This is a genomic window from Paracoccus sp. PARArs4, assembly GCF_947311865.1.
Classification (GTDB): Bacteria; Pseudomonadota; Alphaproteobacteria; order Rhodobacterales; family Rhodobacteraceae; genus Paracoccus; species Paracoccus zeaxanthinifaciens.
The window spans coordinates 11,865-31,445 of record NZ_CAMZMW010000003.1 but is presented as its reverse complement, the minus strand read 5'-3'; the positions used below and the strand labels follow the sequence as shown (position 1 = coordinate 31,445).

Genomic DNA, 19,581 nt, shown 5'->3' with positions numbered 1-19,581 from the left:
CGAAGGCCCGGCGAAGCGCCGGGCCTTTTTCGTCACGCCGGGACGGTCAGCGCCTGGCGCGCATGGCGCAGATCGGCCGCCATCCGCGCGGCGGGCTTCGGCCCGAACCATTCGAGCGAGGCGTCCAGGCCGCGCAGATGCGGCAGCAGCGCCGCGTAATCCACTGCGCCCTCCATCAGCGGGCAGATGCCCTGCCGGTCGCCATTCGCATCGTGGATGTTTCCCGGGCGGAACACGGTCAGTTCCCTGGCCGAGGTCACGTTCTTCAGATGCGCATGGGCCACCACATCCCCGAGCGCGCGCAGCGCCGCCAGCGGGTCGGCGCCCGATTCCCAGACATGCAGCACGTCGAAATTGATCCGCACCGCCGGATGATCCAGCGCGTCCAGAAGGTCGGTGACGGGGCCAAGCCCGTCTGCCAGCGTCTGCGGATGCGTCTCCAGCGCGAGGTCGATGCCGTGATCGGCGGCGATATCGGCGCAGGCGCGCAGGTCGCGGATGATGCGGGCGCGGTGATCGGGGCGGACCAGCGCGCTGTCGGTGCCGCCCGCGAACAGGCGCAGGCGGTCCGCGCCCCAGTCGCGGGTCAGCGCGACCAGCGCGCGCGCGTCCAGCACGTCGAAGCCCGCATCGCCCACGGGCAGGTATCCCGCCAGCATCGGCACGCGGGGGCGGCGGTCCAGCGCGGCCCATTCCTGCGCCAGCGCGCGGGCGTGGGGGGCCCAGATCTCCAGCCCGTCGAACCCTTCGCGGGCGACGTATCGGGCCAGCTCGGATGCGGTGACGTCGAGGTGGCGGAAGGCCACCGAACAGGCGTGGATCCTCATGCATCGCCCTCCAGCCAGCGGGCGTGCCATTCGGCGACGGTCGCCTTGATGCCGCGCTCCAGGTCCGACAGTTCCGCCAGCATCCGGCGCAGGGCGTCCAGATCCTCGCCCCCGCGCGCGAAGGCCACGGCGCGGCGGTGCAGCGTGTTCAGCCCGCCATGCAGCGCCGCGATCCGGTCGCAGCATTCCTCGAAGGCGGCATGGTCCGCACCCTCGATATCGCCGAAGATCGCCAGCGCGTGCTCATAGGCGTATTTGCGGATCGCGATGACCGGCAGCTCGCGCAGCGCGGGCTCCAGGTCGGCGCGGGGCAGGCGGGTCGCATGGGCGTCGATGATCGCGGCCAGCGTGTCCAGCAGCGGCAGGTCGCCCGCGCGGAAGGTCGCGTCGAAGATGGCCGCGATGTCGTCGCGCGATGCGGGATGGGCGTCCGCGTTGTCGAAGGCGAAGCCGCCCGCCACGCTGTCGCGCAGGAAGGCGCGGCGCAGGTCGGCGGCGGGGATCAGCCCCTCCCACCGGAAATCGGGGTCGCGCATCAGCCAGATCGAGGGGTCGTCCGAAGGCTCGATCAGGGCGTAATGCGGAAAGGGATCCTGCGCGAACTTGTTGTCCCGCTGCGGCAGCAGGAACATGTCGATCATCGGCATGACATAGCGACCGGGCCGCCAGTCGGCGATCAGCCGGTCCAGCCGTTCCAGGTTCGCCTGCTTGGGCGCGGCATCGTCATGCCAGCGTTCGACCGTCACCCCGAACAGCCGCTTCATCCAGCGGCAGTAGAAGTCGTGGCCGATATCGTCGGCGTGATAGGATAGGCGCATCCGGTCGTCGGTCACGACCTGCCCGTCCCACAACCCGACATAGAGCGGGCGGTGGTCGATCCCGCCGCGATCCTTCAGCGCCTGGCAGAAGCAGCTGACGACGCAATGGACCTTGATGTCGATCGGCTCCTCCTCGGCGGGGGTGGCGCCGGACAGGGCCTCGGCCAGGGCGCGGATGGTCAGGCCGGGGGCGCGGTCGAAGGTGTCCTCGGCCATCTCGATGCCGGCCTCTTCCAGGTGCAGCATCAGGGTCATCAGCTGCACGCTGTCCAGACCCAGGTCGTGGCCCAGCCGCGCCTCGGGGGCGAAGCGGTCCATGCGGGAACAGGCCATCGGCCCGGCAAGGATGCCGCGCAGGGTTTCCGTGACGGTTTCGGGGGTGGGGATGGGGCGGGGGTCGGTCATTCAAACCTCCTCGGACAGGCGGGTCGCAAGGTCGCGGCGGGCGATCTTGCCATTCGCGCCACGCGGCAGGGCGGGCAGGTGGACGATGCGCACGGGGCGCTGGCGGGGCGACAGGGCGCGGTCCAGATGGGCGCGCAGCGCGTCCTCGGATGCGGTGCCCGCGAATGCCAGCGCGGGACGCTGGTTCGTGTCGGGATCGGGAATGGGAAAGGCCACGGCGTCGTTGATGCCGGGGCAGGACATGGCCGCGGCCTCGATATCGGCGGGGTGGATGTTGAAGCCCGCGACATCGATCACCTCGGCCTCTCGGCCCGCGAAGACCAAGTGGCCGCGGCTGTCGATCACGCCCAGATCGCCCGTGGCGATGTCGTGGCCATCCGCGGTGACGATGACCGGCGCGGGGGTGTCGGTGCCCGCCGCGATGCGCAGATGGGGCAGGGGGGCGCCCATGTCCTCGGGGGTGCGGGGGTCGGCGGCGATGGCGCAGCAGCCGGCCTCGGAACAGCCGTATTGCTGGAACAGGTGCCGGCATGCGCGGCGCAGAGCATCGAACCACGGGCGCGGCAGCACCGTCCCCGAGGACATGGCCGCGTGGATCCCGCCCTCGCCCGCAAAGCGCGCCAGCACGTTCAGCAGCGGCGGCGCGGCATAGAGCACGGGCCGGTCCGTCGCCGCCAGCACCCGCAGGATGCGGCGCGGGTTCGCGCCCTCGATCACCACCGGCACGTGGCCGCGCGCCTGTCCGACCATCACCCCCGCGATCAGCCCGTAGCTGTGGGTCACCGATGCCGCGATCACGGGGGTCATCTTTGCGGCCTCGGGGAAGGCGCGGATATAGGCGTCGATCTCGGTCGCGATCTGGGCCCAGCTGCGGGCGATGATCTTGGGCGTGCCGGTCGTGCCCGAGCTGGTCTGGATCAGCACCCCGCCCGGCGCATGGGGGGCGTCCTGGTCCAGCACGATGATGCCCTGGTCGGTCACCATGCGGTTGCAGCCCGACTGCCGCGCCAGCGCCAGCGCGGCGGCGGGCGGGGTGTCGGCGGCGATCGGGTGGCAGGACGCGCCCGCGCGGCGCAGTTGCAGGATCGCCGTCAGGGCATGGGCCTTGTCGGACAGGTGCACGCCGATGCGGGTGCGGTCGGGGTCCTGGCCCTCCAGCATGTCGGGCAGCTCGACCTCGGACGGGTCGATCAGGCGGTCGTTCAGGCGAAAGCGCGTTTCGGTCATGGGGCGGTTCTTTCCAAGAGGGTTCGGGGCCGGATGCACCGCCGTCCGACCCAGCAGCCGCGAGGCGAGGGATTCGGCGGGGATGTGATCGGCATCGCTTGCAAGATCGGGCAGGGCGGGCAGCGCGGCGCGGGTCAGGGACCAGAAGCGGTCCTCGGGCAGGCGGCCCGTGCGGTGCAGCGCGTCCGCGATTTCGGACAGGACATGGACGACAAGGCAGTCCATCACCAGGTCGCGCAGGTCGGTGGCATGGCCCATGCGGTGATATTCGCCGGGCGGGGCCAGGTCGAAGGCCGGGTCGATCGCGCCCAGGTCGGGGGCAAGGTCCGTGCGGGCCAGCAGCTCGGGGACGTATTCCAGGCTCTCGCTGAAGTCGCGGGCAATCAGGCGCACCGGCCAGCCGTCATGGATCACGACCGCAAGGTTCTGGCCATGCGCCTCGAGGCCGATGCCGTGATGGCCCATCAGGTGCCAGACGGGGCGCAGCAGGCGCAGGAATTGCTTGATCCAGGGCGTCGTGCCGTGCTGGCGCAGCCACGGGTCGATCAGCAGCCCGCCCGCGCCGTCGCCAAGCGACAGCGCGCTGACGGGCACGGCATTCGCGGGCGGAGCCTCGCGCCGGATCGCGGCCAGCCTGCCGCCAAGCGCATCGGGCCGCATGATGACCGCGCCGTGTTCGCGCAGGATCGACAGGTCCGCCAGCGCCGGATCCGACGCCACCACCGCCGCCAGCCAGTCCGAGATCGCGGGCGCGACCGCCACGGACCAGGGCAGCAGGTTGCGCAGCGACGAGGTGACGCCGACGGCCAGCGACATCTTGAGATGGTCGCCCCCGTCCAGCGGCGCCAGCGTGCGCAGCGATGCGGTGGCCTGCATGTCGGGGCCGTCATGGGGCAGCAGGCACAGGCTGCCATCCGCGATCATGGGCGCCACGTCCGCCTGAAGGCGCTGCCATTGCCAGGGGTGGACCGGGATCGCGCCTGCAGGGGCAAGGCCGCGCGCCACGTCGGTCCCGTGCCGGATCGCGCCCCGCGCCTGCAGCCACAGGGGCCGGATCGTGCGGCCGCCCTCGGGGCCGAAGGCCAGGTTGTCGGCATCCGAGAACCCCGTGCGCGACTTGAAGCAGGGGTGATAGGGGTGACCCTCGATCAGCGCGGTTTCCAGCGCGGGGCCGCGCAGCAGGTGGCGGTTCGCGGGCGTGGCACCCGCCTGCCGCAGAAAGGCCGCGCTGCGGCGCACGCCGTCCAGAAGCGCGGTCGCGTCATGCCCCGCCGCCCGCAACGCCCGCCCGAGGATGCCGAAGGTCAGGGGCGCGCCGCCATCCGTCAGCGGATCGCCCGTCAGCCGCACCCGGCCCGTGGCCTGGATGCGATGGGGCGCGCGGATCGCGACGCCGCCGATCAGCCAGCCGCCGCGGAGGGGTGTCAGGATGCCCTCGAAGGCCAGTGCCTCGACGGTCTGGCGCAGAGCGCGGGTTTCAGGCGACATCGACAAGGGCCTTTCGGGGGGCGAATGCGGGCAGGGGGTTCGCGACGCGGACCTGCGGTGCGCGCTCGCCGGGGATCAGCAATTCGTCCACGCCGCCCAGCTGCGTCAGCAGGTTGCCCTTGGCGGGCAGGTGGTCGTCGCGCAGCCAGCGCCCGATCAGGCGCGCGCCGTGACCGGGCAGGGTGGCGGCCAGATCGGCCAAGTGACGCGCCAGCATGCGCAGGGCCTCGTCCTCGGGCAGCAGGGCGTCGGCGGCCATGCGGTGGATCACGCCGAAGACCTGGTTGACGATCAGGGTATAGGACAGCGCGTCCTCGGCCTCGGTGCGGGAATAGGTCAGCTGCGGGATGGCGCGCATCTCGGGGGTGGCCATGTCGCGGACGACATAGAAGCCCTGGTTGTCGCGATAGTCGCAGCGCATGGGCAGGCCGCGCGTCAGGTCCAGCAGGGCGTTCTGCTGATGCGCCTCGAACGCGATGCCCGTCCGGTCGTACATCCGCAGCAGCGGTGCGACCGCGCAATCCAGATAGGCCGCGAACCAGTCGCGCGGATCGTGCCCCGCGACCATCCGCGCCAGCAGCGAGGACTGCCCCGGCAACGGTGCGGCGCACAGGCCCGCCACCTGCATCACCGCATCGCCGCGCAAGGGGTTCTGGCGGAAGACCACCTCGAAGCCGGTCTCAGGGGTGTCGCCGCGCAGGGTCGCCCAATGCGGGTCGGTGACGATGCGCATCGGCCCGAAGGATGGCAGCCCCGCCACCGCGCGTGCCATCACCGGACCCGTCAGCAACTCGTGCCGCTTGTTGATCCGCTGCGAATTGGTGATCGTGACCGGAAGCGAGATCTTGACCTGCCACGGGCTGTCCGGATGCCACAGCGTCCTGACCGAGGATGTCGCGATCCATTCCGGCCCCACTGGTCTCAGGTCGCGGATGCCCTGCGCGGCAGGCGTGTCGCGCAGGCGGTCCCATGTCAGCGGATGCACGGGCAGCAGCGCGCGCCCCTTGCCGGGGTCGATGTCGAAGCCCGGAAGCTGGCGGATGACGGCGCTGTCCGTCGCCTCGAGACGGTCCGCCTCGACCGACAGCGCGTGCAGGCGCAGTCGCCCCTGCCAGTCGGGGGTCATCGCGACCTCTTCGCTGGGGCTCATCCCGGTCAGGGCCTTGGGGCAGGGGTGCATCCAGTGGCCGAACCATGTCGCCTGTTCGGCGCCTTGGAAATCGGTGGCGGGGGCGGCATGCATCCGGCCCGCCACGATGCGGGCCATGCGTTCCGCGCTGCGAAGGGTGCGGTCGGCCAGCAGATCCGCCTGACCGAGCCAACGCTCGCGCATCGCCTGCACGCACAGGGCAAACGCCTCGGCCGTGTCGATCCCGCGCCCGCCAAGCGTGCAATTCCCCACGGGCCCCGGACCGCAGCGTGCGATGCCATCTGCCACGCGCAATGCGCCAAGCACCGCGGTCGTGCCCTCGGCGGTCACAAGATCGGTTTCACGGTAAAGGCAGGCCAGCAGCGCGCCAAGACTGACGCGGGCGGCCGTGCGTTCGGCCAGGGTCGGGATGCTCATGTAAGCCTCGGGTTGGTTCGCGGGTGAACCGGATGGGAAAGGGGGCTTGCATGACGCTGGCTGAGGGTCTGGTAAGGTTTCCGACCAGAATAGTCAACTTATGGTGGCGCGGGGGAAACCTGCCCCCGCGCCCTTCCGCCGATCAGAATTCCTGCGAGGTCGGACGCAGGACGATCTCGTTGATGTCCACGTCGTCGGGCTGCTCGATCGCATAGGCGATGGCGCGGGCCACGCTGTCCGACGGGATCGCCTGCTGATAGAACTGCTGCACCGCCTCCGAGCTTTCCTCGTGGCTGGAGCCGTATTTCAGTTCCGAATCCACGGCGCCGGGTTCGATGCTGGTCGTGCGGATGTTTCCGCCCACCTCGGCGCGCAGGCCGTCGGTGATCGCGCGGACCGCGTATTTCGTCCCGGAATAGACGGTGCCGCCCGGTGCGAAGACCTTGATCCCCGCGACCGAGGACAGGTTGATGAAATGCCCCGACTGCTGCTTGCGGAACACGGGCAGCGCGGAGGCGATGCCATAGAGGACACCCTTGATGTTGATGTCGATCATCTTGTCCCATTCATCGACCTTCGCCTCGTCCATGGGGGCGATCGCCATCAGGCCGGCATTGTTGACGATGACATCCATGCGGCCGAAACGCTCGACGGTGCGGTCCACCATCGTCTGGACCTGGGCGCGATCGGTCACGTCGGTCTGGATGACCTCGACCTCGGTGCCCTTGGCGCGCAGATCCTCGGCGATCGTTTCCAGCTTGTCCTGACGGCGGGCGGCAAGCGCCAGCTTCGCGCCGCGTTCGGCCAGGTGGCGGGCGGTGGCCTCTCCCAGGCCGCTGCTGGCGCCGGTGATCAGGACGACCTTGTTCTCGATGCTCATGTCGATTCCCCTTCGTGCTGTGATCGGGTTTCAGGGCAGCGAACCGATCGGACAGGCATGCGGGTCCATCACGGGATCGTGGGTCTGCACGGATATTCCCCAGATGCGGCACCGGCGCGCAGGCAGCGCGCACAAATATCAGCCAGCCGACGAATCCTGCGCCATTTCCGGCACGCGGTTTTTGCGCCGAGGCAATTTTTTATCAAACAGTCAAAAAAACGGACAGCAGGAGACGTGACATGGAAATCGGCATCTTCCTTCCCATCGGCAACAACGGCTGGCTCATTTCCGAGAATGCCCCGCAGTACAAGCCCACCTTCGAGTTGAACAAGGAGATCACCCAGAAGGCCGAACAGCACGGGCTGGACTTCGTGCTGACCATGATCAAGCTGCGCGGCTTCGGCGGCAAGACCGAGTTCTGGGACCACAACCTCGAAAGCTTCACGCTGATGGCGGGCCTTGCCGCGGCCACGTCGAAGATCAAGCTGTTCGCGACCGCCGCCACGCTGGTCATGCCCCCCGCCATCGTGGCCCGCATGGCATCGACCATCGACAGCATCTCGGGCGGGCGCTTCGGGGTGAACCTGGTCACGGGCTGGCAGAAGCCCGAATACGAACAGATGGGCATGTGGCCCGGCGACGAGTTCTTCGGCACGCGCTACGGCTACCTGGAAGAATACGCCCAGGTGCTGCGCGACCTGTGGGAAACCGGGTCCTGCGACATGAAGGGCGAGCATTTCACCATGAACGACTGCAAGCTGTCGCCGCAGCCGCAGGCGGACATGAAGATCATCTGCGCTGGGTCGTCCGATGCGGGGATGGAATTCTCGGCCAAGCACGCGGATTACAACTTCTGCTTCGGCAAGGGCGTGAACACGCCGCAGGCCTTCAAGGCCAACCCCGAACGCCTGATGGAGGCGACCGCCAAGACCGGTCGCGACGTCAAGACCTATGCGCTGTTCATGATCATCGCCGACGAGACCGACGAGGCCGCCCGCGCCAAGTGGGAACACTACAAGGCCGGTGCCGACCAGGAGGCGCTGGAATGGCTGGGCCTGCAGGCGGCAAGCGACACGAAATCGGGCAAGGACACCAATGTCCGCCAGATGTCGGACCCGGTTTCCGCCGTGAACATCAACATGGGCACGCTGGTTGGATCCTACGAGACCGTGGCCCGGATGCTGGACGAGGTGGCCGAGGTGCCGGGCACCGGCGGCGTGCTGCTGACCTTCGACGATTTCGTCAAGGGCGTGGACGATTTCGGCACCCGCATCCAGCCGCTGATGAAATCCCGCAACCCCGTCAAGCTGGCGGAAACCGCATGAGGACCGGCATGGAGATCACCGCAACCCCCGAGAATGTCAGCTTCGATCCGTCCGAGACCGCGCTGATCGTCGTCGACATGCAGAACGGCTATGCCACCAAGGGCGGCTATGTCGACCTGGCGGGCTTCGACCTGACCGGCGCGCGGTCCTGCATCGACAATATCGGCAAGGCCGTGAAGGCCAGCCGCGAGGCCGGCGTGCAGGTCGTCTTCCTGCAGAACGGCTGGGACCAGGGCTATTCCGAGGCCGGGGGTCCGGCATCCCCGAACCTGGCCAAGTCGAACGCCATGAAGACCATGCGCCGCCGCCCCGAACTGTGGGGGCAGCTGTTGGCCAAGGGCGGCTGGGATTACGACATCATCGACGAATTGCAGCCGCAGGAAGGCGACCTTCTGGTGCCCAAGCCGCGCTACTCGGCCTTCTTCAACACCTGGCTGGACAGCGCGCTGCGCTCGCGCGGCATCCGCAACCTGGTCTTCTGCGGCATCGCCACGAATGTCTGCGTCGAGAGCACGCTGCGCGACGGCTTCCACCTGGAATATCACTGCCTGATGCTGGACGACGCCACGCATCACCTTGGCCCGCAATACGTGCGCGACGCCTCGGTCTACAATGTCGCGACCTTCTTCGGATGGGTGGGCATGACCGGCGATTACTGCAGCGCGATCACCGCAACCCAACAGGAGAGCACCGATGCCTAAGACCCCGATCATCCCCGAAGGAAGCGGCAAGCCGCTGGCCCCGTTCCTGCCGGGCGTCCTTGCCGGCAACACCGTCTTCGTGTCCGGCACGCTGCCCTTCGACAAGGAGAACAACGTCGTCCATGTGGGCGATGCGGCAGCCCAGACCCGCCACGTGCTGGAGATCATCAAGTCCGTGGTCGAGAAGGCCGGCGGGACGATGGACGACGTGGTGATGAACAACATCTTCGTCACGGACTGGGCGAATTACGGCGCCGTCAACGAGGTCTATGCCGAGTATTTCCCCGGCGACAAGCCGGCGCGGTACTGCGTGCAATGCGGCCTGGTCAAGCCCGACGCCCTGGTCGAGATCGCGACCATCGCGGTGCTGCCGGAATGAAGTTCCGGCTGGAGGCATGCGGGCGCGAGGGCGCCCGCACGCTGGTCCTGTGTTCGGGGCTGGGGGGGGCTGCGGCCTATTGGACGCCGCATCTGGACGCGCTGAAGGCGATGGGCTTCGACCTGCTGCTGTACGATCAGCGGGGGACCGGCGCGAATACCGAGGCGCTGGGCCCCACGACCATCGCGGACATGGCCGACGACGTGCTCGAGGTCTGCGACGCGGCGGGGGTGGACCGCTTCGACCTGCTGGGCCATGCGCTGGGCGGGCTGGTGGGCTTCGATCTTGCCTGCCGCGCGGACAGCAGGCTGGACCGGCTGGTCGCGATCAACGCCTGGGGCCGGATCGACCACCACACCGCGCGCTGCTTCGACATCCGCATCGCCGCGCTGGACGGGCAGGGCCTGCCTGCATTTGCGGCACTCCAGCAGAATTTCCTCTATCCGCCGTTCTGGATCAGTGCGAACGCGGGTCGTATCGAACATGATGTCGCCCATGCCGTCGCCCATTTCGCCGGGCGCGACAACCTGATCGCCCGCATCGACGCGTTGCGGGGCTTCGTGCTGCCGGACTGGCCCCGGAACGGGCCGCGCGTGCTGCTGATGGCCTCGGTCGACGATGCGCTGGTGGACGTGGCCCAGACGCACCGGCTGGCGGCGTCGATCCCGGGGGCGCAGGTCGTCGAATATCCGCAGGGCGGGCACGCCCTCAACATCACGGTCCAAGACCGTTTCGAGCAAGATCTGAAAGGTTTCCTCACCGATGACCGATAACGCGACACTGAAGGCTCCGCTGACCCAGGCGGCGCTGGACCAGCTTTTCTACGACGCGCGCAGCCAGAACGGCTGGCTGGACCGCCCCGTGGCCCCCGAGGTCCTCGAGAAGCTGTGGGAGATGGCCTCGCTCGGGCCGACCTCGGCCAATTGCGAGCCGGGCCGCTTCGTGTTCCTGACCACCCCCGAGGCCAAGGAGCGGCTGCGCCCGCACCTGTCGCGCGGCAATACCGACAAGACGATGACCGCGCCCGTGGTCGTGCTGGCCGCCTTCGATGCCGAGTTCTACGAGAAGCTGCCGCAGCTGTTCCCGCATGGCGACGCGCGCAGCTGGTTCACCTCCAGCCCGGATCTTGCGCACGAGACCGCGTTCCGCAACGGCACGCTGCAGGCGGCATACCTGCTGCTGGCGGCGCGCGCCCTGGGGCTGGATGCGGGTCCGCTGTCGGGCTTCGATGCGGATGGCGTGAACGGCGAATTCTTCGCGGACGGCACGTGGAAGGTGAACTTCGTCATCAACCTGGGCTATGGCGATCCGTCGAAGGTCTGGGACCGCCTGCCGCGGCTGGCCTTCTCGGAAGGCTGCGAGGTCCTGTGATGGAGCAGGCAGATTTCCGCAACGCGATGGCCCGCATGGCGGCGGCCGTGAAGGTCGTCACCTCGGACGGGTCCGCGGGCCGCACCGGGTTCACCGCCACGGCCGTCTGCTCGGTCACCGATACGCCGCCGCGCCTGCTGGTCTGCCTGAACGGCGGGTCGTCGTCCCACCCCTTCGTCACGGGGAACGGTCGCTTCTGCGTCAACGTCCTGCCCGAGGGCACCGAGGAGGTGGCGACCGGCTTCGGCGGCGCGCTGCCGCGCGAGGAACGCTTCGGTCGCGGGTCCTGGTCGCGGACCGAAAACGGGCAATGGGCGCTGGACGGCGCCATTGCCAGCTTCGACTGCGTGATCGCCGAAACCTGCGAGAGCGGCAGCCACACGATCTTCATCGCGGATGTCGTCGGCTGCCGCGTCGCGGATGGCGGCCGCCCGCTGATCTATGCCGACCGCGTCTTCACCACCACCGCAACGGAGCCCGAGAATGCTTGACGCCAATGCAGCACCCGCCCGCTATGCCTTCGTCAAGGCGAACTGGCATGCCGACATCGTGTCGCAATCGCTGACGGGCTTCCGCGAGGCGATCGGAGAGGGGGCCGAGATCGACGTGATCGACGTCCCCGGCGCGTTCGAGATGCCGCTGACGGCCAAGCGCCTTGCCGCGACGGGCCGCTACGAGGCGGTGATCTGCGCGGCACTGGTCGTCGATGGCGGGATCTATCGCCACGACTTCGTGGCACAGGCCGTCGTCAACGGGCTGATGCAGGCGGGGCTGGAGACGGGTGTGCCGGTTCTTTCGGTGTCCCTGACGCCGCACCACTTCCAGGAAACCCCCGAACATGTGGGTTTCTTCCGCGAGCATTTCGTTCGCAAGGGCCGCGAGGCCGCGATGGCCGCGCGCCAGCTTCAGTCCGTCACCGCGTGACGGACTGAAAATTCCTGCTTGCCGCAGCAGGCGGGAACGGGGCATTGCACCCCGCACCAACAGGAGAAATTCATGGCTGTCACGGAAACGATCGCGCGTTCCGGGCCCGTTCGCGACGGGCTGATCGAGGAATCCATTCTGCCCACCCAGTTGAACCAGAGGCCCATCTCGATGCTGGGCTATGCCTGGATGTTCGTGGGGATCGCGGTGATCATCGCGGGCTATTCGCTCGGGGCGGCGGGCGTCGGCGGGGGCGTGCCCCTGGGCACCGTCATGCTGACCATCTTTGCCGCCAACCTGCTGATCGGCGCGATCATGGTGCTCAGCGCCGATATCGGGACCGAGCACGGGCTGTCCTTCGCCGTCTATCTGCGCGCGCCCTTCGGCCTGCACGGCACACATCTGCCCGCCATGACGCGCGGCATCGTGGCCGCCGCGTGGTTCGGGGTCCAGACCTATCTGGGGGCGCTGGCGCTGAACGGGATCGGGCAGTATTTCCTGGGCTTCGACAACTGGGCCGTCTGGTATGTCGCCTTCGCGCTGCTACAGGTGATCAACACCGCCACCGGCATCAAGTCGGTCGAGCGTCTTGCGGCCCTTGCCGCGCCCGCGATCATCGCGATCTCGATCTGGATGTATTTCAAGCTGGAAGGCATCGCCCAGACCGAGGGGATCAACATCTGGAACTTCGACGCCACGGGCGAGATGACGCTGGTCGTGCTGTTCATCGCGAACCTGGGCTTCTGGTCCACGCTGGCCATCGACATCCCGAACCTGACCCGCTTCGTGCGGACCGAGCCGGGCGCCCGCAGCTTCTTCCGCCGCAATCGCGGGATCATGCTGGGCCAGCTGGTCGCGCTGCCCGTGACGCAGGCGCTGATCGCGGGTCTGGGTGCGGTGTCCTTCATCGCGACCGGCAACTGGAACCCGGTCGAGGTGATCCAGGGCGAGGGGCAGGGCCTGTCGCTGATCGTCTTGCTGGTGCTGGTGGTGCTGGCGCAGTGGTCGACCAACAACTCGGCCAACCTGATCCCCTCGGCGCTGACCTTCGTGAACCTTGCGCCGCGGGTCATCAACTACAAGATGGCCGTCGCGCTGGCCGGGATCGCGGGGACGCTGTGCTTCCCCTGGGCGCTGCTGGACAACCTGTTCGTGTTCCTCAGCTATTGCGGGGCGTTCCTGTCGGGGATCGGCGGCATCATGATCGCGGATTACTATGTCCTGCGCCGCCGTCGCCTGAACGTGCCGGACCTCTATCGCGCCGACGGGCAGTTCCGCTATGTCGCGGGCTTCAACCCGGCAGGGCTGATCGCGTGGATCGTGGCGGGCACGATCGCCGCGCTGGTGTCGGATTACAGCTTCGTCATCGGCTTCCCGATGGGCTTCGCGCTGTACCTGGTCCTGATGCGCGGCTGGGTCATGGCCCGCTTTGCCCAGGCCGAGTGCACCGCCGGCGCGGGGGACGAGTTCCTTGCCACCACGGCGGGCCGCAGCTGGGTGCATCTGGGTCAGGGCCGCTTCGACCGCCTGACCCCCGCCGAGACCGCAGGCCGCAAGGGCCGCGAGGACCTGTGACGCCCCAGCCCGCAGCCGCGATCACGTGGCTGCGGGCTTTTTCTTCGGCGGAATGGGAGCTGCCTTCGGGTCGATGCCGTGGCGGCTTAGCGCCTTGTCCATGAAGCTGCCGCGCCGCGGGCGATTGTGCTCGGCCTCTTCCAGGCGGGGCTTCATGCGCCGTGCCCACATGTGGACGGCATAGGTATCAGGTGTCAGGAAGTCCTTCTCGATGTCGAAGCGGGACATGATCATCTTATTCCGATCCTTGAACGAGATCGGATAGAACGCCTCGCGCGGGAGAGCATGCGACCATTCGCCAGTTTCGCGCAGGAAATGCGACAGTGCGCCCGGACCGGTCAGACCCCATTCCTGGTCGGCGAAATGGACCGGTTCGCCCCTCGCCTTGGCCGCCTGCAGTTCGTCCTGCTGCTCCTGTTTCAGCCATGGACCGATCGCATAGGGGTCCTTGACGAAGTCCAGAAGCCCCTCGAGCGTCTTTGAATCCTGCGGCAGCCGCATGATCGCGTTGCAGACCAGTTTCGGCTTCTCCAAACCGAACACATAGGGGTTCGCAAAATCAAAGGGCTTGACGCACAGGACGTCAGCATCGACCCAGATGTAATCCGTCTGCTGCATCAGGTGCAGTCGCCACAGGTCCGCGTGGATGGCGGGGCTTCCTGTGCGACGGTGTCGGATGATCTCGTCGCCAGGAAAGATCTCGCGCGCATCGCGCAGCGTCACCCCGACCGGGGCGTTCGGGATCAGGTGATAACAGTAGAGAAGCGTGTCATGCCCGGCATCCACGAAGGATTTGAGGCTGAGCTGTTCGAGCCAGGACAGGCGATCCCCAATCCACAAAGTCGCGATCGTGGGCAAGTTCGCGATAGGTCCGGGTCCTGCTGGCGGGCATTCCTTTTCTTCGGGACAGTTTTGTTCCTGTCCGTCGTTGCAGGTCAACCGCCCATCTCAAGATCGTGGGGTTGGAATGCGCCGCAATATGCGCGGCTCCGTGCCGGATACGCGAACAGCCTGCAGCTACGACAAAGGCCGCCCCCGAGGGACGGCCTTTGTCGTAGCTGATCCATTTCTGGAAATTGGCTCCGGCGGTAGGGATCGAACCTACGACCAATTGATTAACAGTCAACTGCTCTACCGCTGAGCTACGCCGGAACACGAGGCGGGGTATAGCCATAGTGGCCGGGGCTGTCCAGAGGGGGTGCGACAGTTTTTTCACGACATCGCAAAAAAACTGTCGCGGGCGATTTCCCCTTGCGTTTCAACGGCTCCGACATGGTGCAGCGCGATCAGATGGGCCAGCACGTTGCGCTCGGCCGCGGGAAGAAGGTGGTCGGGAATGTCGTAGATGCGCCGCGCGAGGCCCTCGGCGGAATCGCCGCCCTCGCGCAGGGCCGCGATGATCTGGCGACTGCGCAGGCGGCGGTGGCGGGCCAGCTCGGCCAGGCGCGGGGCAGGGGCTTCGATCGCGTCGCCATGGGTCGGCAGCAACCGCCGCGCGCCCATCTGCCCCAGCCGGTCGAGCGAGCGGAAATAATCGCCCAGATCGCCGTCCGGCGGAGAGATCAGCGTCGACGACCAGCCCATCACCAGGTCGCCGCAGAAGACCGTGTCGCCCCAGGCGAAGCACAGATGCCCCGCCGCGTGGCCGGGCATGTGCAGCGCGGTCAGCGTCCAGTCGGGGGTGCTGACCTGTTCTCCGTCGCGCAGGCGACGGTCGGGAACGAACTCCTCGTCCAGCCCCTCGCCGCCGCTGAGAAGCCCGGTCGCCGCAAGGCGCTGCATCACGGGCGAGCGTCCCTCGGTCGCGGTGCCGAAGGCCAGGACCTCGGCCCCGGTCAGTCGCGCCAGCCGGGCCGCGCCCGCGCTGTGGTCGCGATGGGCATGCGTCACCAGGATATGCCCGATCCGGTCGCGGCCCGCGCGGGCCACCGCCTCGATATGGTCGGGATCGTCGGGGCCGGGGTCGATGACCGCGACGTGATCCCGCCCGATCAGGAAGGTCGTGGTTCCCGGCCCGGTCAGGGGCGAGGGGTTCGGCGCAAGGATGCGCAGCGGCTCTTTCACGGGCTGGTCCATCGCGCTAGCCTAGCCGCGCCGAACCGGGGGTGCCAATGGCGATTGCAGCCGACAAGCCGCTCAAGACCTTTTTGCCGCGCGGGCTCTATGCGCGGGCCGCGCTGATCCTGTTCCTGCCGGTCGTGGTCGTCACGCTGGTGGTCAGCGTGATGTTCCTGCAGCGCCATTTCGACGGCGTGACGCGGCAGATGACCGACAGCATGGCCCGAGAGGTGGCCTTCGTGTCGTCGCGCATGCAGTACATGACCGAGCCGCAGGCCGCGCGCGTGGCGGGGCGGTCGGTCGCGGACCCCCTGGGCGTGACGCTGCGCCTGCCGGTCGATCCCGCCCCCCGCGACAGCCGCCTGTTCTACGACTTCTCGGGGCGCGTCGTGATCGAGGTCCTGCGAGAGCGGCTGCCCAATATCGTTTCGGTCGATCTGGCCAGCAACGACAAGCGGGTCGAGGTGGCGCTGGAGGGGACCTTCGGGACCTATCAGCTGGGCTTCGACCGCCGGCGGGTCAGCGCGTCCAATCCGCACCAGCTGCTGGTGCTGATGATCTTCACCTCGCTTCTTATGACGGGGATCGCGACGATCTTCCTGCGCAACCAGCTGCGCCCGATCCGCAGGCTGGCCCATGCCGCCGAGGAATACGGCAAGGGCCGCATGGTCGCCTATCGCCCCCAGGGCGCGGTAGAGATCCGCAGCGCGGGCACGGCTTTCCTCGACATGCGCAACCGGCTGGAACGGCAGAACGAGCAGCGCAAGCTGATGATGTCGGGCATCAGCCATGATCTGCGCACGCCCCTGACGCGGCTGCGGCTGGGCCTGTCGGTCCTGTCGCCGGACCTGCCGCCCGAACCCGACGAGATCGCCGCGATGGAGGCCGACATCGCCGAGATGAACCGCATGGTGGACGGGTTCCTCGACTATGCCCGCGACGACGCGCAGGAAAGCCCGCCCCGGCCCGCGCAGGTGGCCGAATTCATCGACGCCATCGTCGCGGATGCCCAGAGGGCGGGGCAGGCGGTCGAGCTGCGCAGCTTCGAGGGCGATCCCGAGGGGCTTGCGACCTTCCGCGCCGACATGCTGCGCCGGTCGATCGAGAACCTCATAGGCAACGCGGTCCGCTATGGCAGGCGGGCCGAGCTGGACGTGGCGCTTGGTCCGCGCAGTCTGCGCATCGGGGTCGAGGATGACGGCCCCGGCATCCCCGAGGACAGCATCGAGACCGCGATGCGCCCCTTCACGCGGCTGGACCCCGCGCGCAACCGCAACAGCGCGCAGGGGGCGGGGCTGGGGCTGGCCATCGCGGGCGACGTGGCGCGCGCGCATGGCGGCCAGCTGCGCCTTGGGCGCGGCCCGCGGCTGGGCGGCCTGCGGGCCGAGATCGTGATCCCGCGCTGATCGGACGATAGCTCGGATTCTTGGCATCCCATTGAACGCGCCCCCCGCGCGGCCTAGATTGACTGCCAGCAGGGGCCGTGCGTTGCCATGACGGGGCCACGGCTTCGGGCAGAAAGGAACTGACATGACGGAATTCACCACCCAGACCTACCCGGTGCTGCCCCTTCGGGACATCGTCGTGTTCCCGCATATGATCGTGCCGCTGTTCGTGGGGCGCGACAAATCGGTGCGCGCATTGGAAGCGGTCATGGAATCGGACAGCCCGATCCTGCTGGCGGCCCAGAAGGACGCCTCGGTCGATGAGCCGACCGAGGACGGCATCTATCGCACGGGCGTGCTGGCCAACGTTCTGCAGCTGCTGAAGCTGCCCGACGGGACCGTGAAGGTGCTGGTCGAGGGGCGCGAGCGCGTGTCCATCACCGGCTATGTCCCGAACCCCGAACATTTCGAGGCGACCGCCGAGACCCTGGAAGAGAGCCTTGGCGACGAATCCACCGTGGTCGCGCTGGTCCGCACCGTCTCGGAGGAATTCGAGCGTTACGTGAAGGTGCGCAAGAACATCCCCGACGAGGTCGTGTCCACCGTGTCCGAGACGACCGAGCCAGGCAAGCTGGCCGATCTGGTCGCGGGCCATCTGGGCGTCGATCTGGATCGCAAGCAGGAATTGCTGGACACGCTCAGCATCGCCGAGCGGCTGGAGAAGATCTTCGGACAGATGCAGGGCGAGATGTCGGTCCTGCAGGTCGAGAAGAAGATCAAGTCGCGCGTCAAGACCCAGATGGAGAAGACGCAGCGCGAGTACTACCTGAATGAGCAGATGAAGGCCATTCAGAAGGAGCTTGGCGACGGCGAGGACGGCCAGAACGAGCTGGACGAGCTCGAAGAGAAGATCGAGAAGACCAAGTTCAGCAAGGAGGCCCGCGAAAAGGCCGAGGCCGAGCTGAAGAAGCTGAAATCCATGTCGCCCATGTCGGCGGAAGCGACCGTCAGCCGGAACTATCTGGACTGGCTGCTGGCGCTGCCCTGGGGCGTGAAGTCGCGCACCAAGAAGGACCTTGGCAAGGCCGAGGCCATTCTGGACGCCGATCACTATGGTCTGGACAAGGTCAAGGAACGCATCGTCGAATATCTGGCCGTGCAGGCGCGCAGCCAGAAACTGAAGGGCCCGATCCTGACGCTGGTCGGTCCTCCGGGCGTGGGCAAGACCTCGCTTGGCCGCTCGATCGCCAAGGCGACGGGGCGCGAATTCATCCGCATCAGCCTTGGTGGCGTGCGTGACGAATCCGAGATCCGCGGCCACCGCCGGACCTATATCGGCTCGATGCCGGGCAAGATCATCCAGGCGCTGAAGAAGGCCAAGACGACGAACCCGCTGATCCTTCTGGACGAGATCGACAAGATGGGTCAGGACTTCCGTGGCGATCCGGCTTCGGCGATGCTGGAGGTGCTGGATCCCGAACAGAACTCGACCTTCGTGGACCACTATCTGGAAGTGGAATACGACCTGTCGAACGTGATGTTCGTGACCACGGCCAACAGCTACAACATGCCGGGGCCGCTGCTGGACCGGATGGAGGTGATCGGCCTGTCGGGTTACACCGAGGACGAGAAGCGCGAGATCGCGCGCGGTCACCTGCTGGACAAGCAGATCAAGGCCAACGGCCTGCGCAAGGGCGAATTCAGCGTCGCCGACGAGGCTCTGACCCATGTCATCCGGTACTATACCCGCGAGGCAGGCGTCCGTTCGCTGGAGCGCGAGATCGCCAAGCTGGCCCGCAAGGCCGTGACCGAGATCATGAAGGGCCAGGTCAAGTCCGTCGAGGTCACGCCCGAGAAGGCCGAGGAATACCTGGGCGTCCGCCGCTTCCGCTATGGCCTGGCCGAGAAGGAGGATCAGGTCGGCGTGGTGACGGGCCTTGCCTGGACCTCGGTCGGGGGCGACCTGCTGCAGATCGAGGCGCTGAAGCTGCCGGGCAAGGGTCGCATGAAGACCACCGGCAAGCTGGGCGACGTGATGAAGGAATCGATCGACGCGGCCTCCAGCTTCGTGCGCTCGATCTCGCCCGAGATCGGGGTCAAGCCGCCGGAATTCGACAAGCGGGACATTCATGTCCACGTTCCCGAAGGCGCGACGCCCAAGGACGGGCCCTCGGCCGGTATCGCGATGGTGACCTCGGTCGTGTCGGTGATGACGGGCATTCCGGTCCGCAAGGACGTCGCCATGACCGGCGAGGTCACGCTGCGCGGCAACGTGCTGGCGATCGGCGGGCTGAAGGAGAAGCTGCTGGCCGCATTGCGCGGCGGCATCAAGACCGTGCTGATCCCCGAGGATAACGCCAAGGACCTGGTGGAAATCCCCGAGAACGTGAAGGAAGGCCTGACCATCATCCCGGTCAGCCATGTCCGCGACGTCCTGCGCCACGCGCTGGTCCGCATGCCGGTCGCCGTCGAATGGGACGAGGCCGCCGAGGAAGCCGCCGAGGCTGCCCGCCTTGCGCGCCAGAACGAGGGCAAGGGATCGGGCGGCGCCGTCGCCCACTGATCGCCTGCGAAATGACCATCGAAGCGCCCGCCGGAACACCGGCGGGCGTTTTTCATGGGCTTGTTGCCGCTTTTCATTTCCATTAAAC

17 protein-coding genes and 1 tRNA gene are annotated in these 19,581 nt (G+C 67.6%); 10 read left to right on the top strand and 8 right to left on the bottom strand.

Going from position 1 to position 19,581, the window contains the following annotated elements:
• Positions 1 to 32: 32 nt before the first annotated feature.
• The 5 genes from QMZ16_RS03005 to QMZ16_RS02985 form a co-directional block, all read right to left on the bottom strand.
• Positions 33 to 827 (bottom strand): sugar phosphate isomerase/epimerase family protein, encoded by a 795-nt coding sequence (locus tag QMZ16_RS03005; RefSeq protein WP_282602075.1) that lies wholly within the window; start codon positions 825 to 827, stop codon positions 33 to 35.
• Complete coding sequence (locus tag QMZ16_RS03000; RefSeq protein ID WP_282602074.1) at positions 824 to 2,050, bottom strand: DUF6005 family protein; 1,227 nt, start codon at positions 2,048 to 2,050, stop codon at positions 824 to 826. The genes QMZ16_RS03005 and QMZ16_RS03000 overlap by 4 nt, the downstream gene beginning before the upstream one ends.
• Positions 2,051 to 4,765 carry an IucA/IucC family protein gene (locus tag QMZ16_RS02995; RefSeq protein WP_282602073.1) on the bottom strand — a complete coding sequence of 905 codons (2,715 nt, stop codon included), beginning with the start codon at positions 4,763 to 4,765 and terminating at the stop codon, positions 2,051 to 2,053.
• The gene (locus QMZ16_RS02990) at positions 4,755 to 6,332 is read right to left on the bottom strand and encodes an IucA/IucC family protein (RefSeq protein ID WP_282602072.1); all 1,578 of its coding nucleotides are present in this window, start codon (positions 6,330 to 6,332) and stop codon (positions 4,755 to 4,757) included. Before QMZ16_RS02990 ends, QMZ16_RS02995 begins: the two co-directional genes overlap by 11 nt.
• 142 nt (positions 6,333 to 6,474) lie before the next feature.
• A complete protein-coding gene (locus QMZ16_RS02985) occupies positions 6,475 to 7,212 on the bottom strand; it encodes an SDR family oxidoreductase (protein WP_282602071.1) in 738 nt (245 codons plus the stop codon).
• Between the two features lie 239 nt (positions 7,213 to 7,451).
• Here QMZ16_RS02985 and rutA point away from each other — a divergent pair, with 239 nt between their 5' ends.
• The 8 genes from rutA to QMZ16_RS02945 all read left to right on the top strand — a co-directional run bounded on the left by rutA (position 7,452) and on the right by QMZ16_RS02945 (position 13,487).
• Positions 7,452 to 8,537 carry a pyrimidine utilization protein A gene (rutA, locus tag QMZ16_RS02980; RefSeq protein ID WP_022707810.1) on the top strand — a complete coding sequence of 362 codons (1,086 nt, stop codon included), beginning with the start codon at positions 7,452 to 7,454 and terminating at the stop codon, positions 8,535 to 8,537.
• Positions 8,538 to 8,545: 8 nt separating this feature from the next.
• Positions 8,546 to 9,238: an isochorismatase family protein gene (locus QMZ16_RS02975; RefSeq protein ID WP_282602070.1), complete on the top strand. Its 693-nt coding sequence runs from the start codon at positions 8,546 to 8,548 to the stop codon at positions 9,236 to 9,238.
• A complete protein-coding gene (rutC, locus tag QMZ16_RS02970; protein WP_022707808.1) occupies positions 9,231 to 9,617 on the top strand; it encodes a pyrimidine utilization protein C in 387 nt (128 codons plus the stop codon). The genes QMZ16_RS02975 and rutC overlap by 8 nt, the downstream gene beginning before the upstream one ends.
• Complete coding sequence (gene rutD, locus QMZ16_RS02965) at positions 9,614 to 10,390, top strand: pyrimidine utilization protein D (protein ID WP_282602069.1); 777 nt, start codon at positions 9,614 to 9,616, stop codon at positions 10,388 to 10,390. The genes rutC and rutD overlap by 4 nt, the downstream gene beginning before the upstream one ends.
• On the top strand, positions 10,380 to 10,988 hold the full coding sequence (locus QMZ16_RS02960) for a malonic semialdehyde reductase (protein WP_282602068.1): 609 nt from the start codon (positions 10,380 to 10,382) through the stop codon (positions 10,986 to 10,988). The genes rutD and QMZ16_RS02960 overlap by 11 nt, the downstream gene beginning before the upstream one ends.
• Positions 10,988 to 11,479 (top strand): flavin reductase, encoded by a 492-nt coding sequence (locus QMZ16_RS02955; protein WP_282602067.1) that lies wholly within the window; start codon positions 10,988 to 10,990, stop codon positions 11,477 to 11,479. The genes QMZ16_RS02960 and QMZ16_RS02955 overlap by 1 nt, the downstream gene beginning before the upstream one ends.
• The gene (locus tag QMZ16_RS02950) at positions 11,472 to 11,912 is read left to right on the top strand and encodes a 6,7-dimethyl-8-ribityllumazine synthase (RefSeq protein ID WP_282602066.1); all 441 of its coding nucleotides are present in this window, start codon (positions 11,472 to 11,474) and stop codon (positions 11,910 to 11,912) included. Before QMZ16_RS02955 ends, QMZ16_RS02950 begins: the two co-directional genes overlap by 8 nt.
• A 72-nt stretch (positions 11,913 to 11,984) precedes the next feature.
• The gene (locus QMZ16_RS02945; protein ID WP_282602065.1) at positions 11,985 to 13,487 is read left to right on the top strand and encodes an NCS1 family transporter; all 1,503 of its coding nucleotides are present in this window, start codon (positions 11,985 to 11,987) and stop codon (positions 13,485 to 13,487) included.
• A gap of 21 nt (positions 13,488 to 13,508) precedes the next feature.
• Here the strand turns inward: QMZ16_RS02945 and QMZ16_RS02940 are convergent, their stop codons facing one another.
• From QMZ16_RS02940 to QMZ16_RS02930, 3 genes are all read right to left on the bottom strand, one after another.
• Entirely contained in the window at positions 13,509 to 14,426 is a 918-nt protein-coding gene (locus QMZ16_RS02940; protein WP_282602064.1) for a hypothetical protein, read from the bottom strand.
• Positions 14,427 to 14,564: 138 nt separating this feature from the next.
• Positions 14,565 to 14,639, bottom strand: a tRNA-Asn gene (locus QMZ16_RS02935).
• A 60-nt stretch (positions 14,640 to 14,699) separates the two neighbouring features.
• Entirely contained in the window at positions 14,700 to 15,563 is an 864-nt protein-coding gene (locus tag QMZ16_RS02930; RefSeq protein ID WP_282602063.1) for an MBL fold metallo-hydrolase, read from the bottom strand.
• A gap of 35 nt (positions 15,564 to 15,598) precedes the next feature.
• Here QMZ16_RS02930 and QMZ16_RS02925 point away from each other — a divergent pair, with 35 nt between their 5' ends.
• A complete protein-coding gene (locus tag QMZ16_RS02925) occupies positions 15,599 to 16,951 on the top strand; it encodes an ATP-binding protein (RefSeq protein ID WP_022707787.1) in 1,353 nt (450 codons plus the stop codon).
• 124 nt (positions 16,952 to 17,075) lie between these two features.
• Entirely contained in the window at positions 17,076 to 19,493 is a 2,418-nt protein-coding gene (gene lon / locus QMZ16_RS02920) for an endopeptidase La (RefSeq protein WP_282602062.1), read from the top strand.
• The last annotated feature ends 88 nt before the right edge of the window (positions 19,494 to 19,581 follow it).

Coding starts and splice junctions, on each gene's coding strand:
- QMZ16_RS03005 (WP_282602075.1), bottom strand. CDS start 827: ATGAGGATCCACGCCTGTTCGGTGGCCTTCCGCCACCTCGACGTCACC.
- QMZ16_RS02950 (WP_282602066.1), top strand. CDS start 11,472: ATGCTTGACGCCAATGCAGCACCCGCCCGCTATGCCTTCGTCAAGGCG.
- QMZ16_RS02985 (WP_282602071.1), bottom strand. CDS start 7,212: ATGAGCATCGAGAACAAGGTCGTCCTGATCACCGGCGCCAGCAGCGGC.
- QMZ16_RS02975 (WP_282602070.1), top strand. CDS start 8,546: ATGGAGATCACCGCAACCCCCGAGAATGTCAGCTTCGATCCGTCCGAG.
- QMZ16_RS02955 (WP_282602067.1), top strand. CDS start 10,988: ATGGAGCAGGCAGATTTCCGCAACGCGATGGCCCGCATGGCGGCGGCC.
- QMZ16_RS02925 (WP_022707787.1), top strand. CDS start 15,599: ATGGCGATTGCAGCCGACAAGCCGCTCAAGACCTTTTTGCCGCGCGGG.
- QMZ16_RS02960 (WP_282602068.1), top strand. CDS start 10,380: ATGACCGATAACGCGACACTGAAGGCTCCGCTGACCCAGGCGGCGCTG.
- rutD (WP_282602069.1), top strand. CDS start 9,614: ATGAAGTTCCGGCTGGAGGCATGCGGGCGCGAGGGCGCCCGCACGCTG.
- lon (WP_282602062.1), top strand. CDS start 17,076: ATGACGGAATTCACCACCCAGACCTACCCGGTGCTGCCCCTTCGGGAC.
- QMZ16_RS02995 (WP_282602073.1), bottom strand. CDS start 4,765: ATGTCGCCTGAAACCCGCGCTCTGCGCCAGACCGTCGAGGCACTGGCC.
- QMZ16_RS02945 (WP_282602065.1), top strand. CDS start 11,985: ATGGCTGTCACGGAAACGATCGCGCGTTCCGGGCCCGTTCGCGACGGG.
- QMZ16_RS03000 (WP_282602074.1), bottom strand. CDS start 2,050: ATGACCGACCCCCGCCCCATCCCCACCCCCGAAACCGTCACGGAAACC.
- QMZ16_RS02990 (WP_282602072.1), bottom strand. CDS start 6,332: ATGAGCATCCCGACCCTGGCCGAACGCACGGCCGCCCGCGTCAGTCTT.
- rutC (WP_022707808.1), top strand. CDS start 9,231: ATGCCTAAGACCCCGATCATCCCCGAAGGAAGCGGCAAGCCGCTGGCC.
- QMZ16_RS02930 (WP_282602063.1), bottom strand. CDS start 15,563: ATGGACCAGCCCGTGAAAGAGCCGCTGCGCATCCTTGCGCCGAACCCC.
- rutA (WP_022707810.1), top strand. CDS start 7,452: ATGGAAATCGGCATCTTCCTTCCCATCGGCAACAACGGCTGGCTCATT.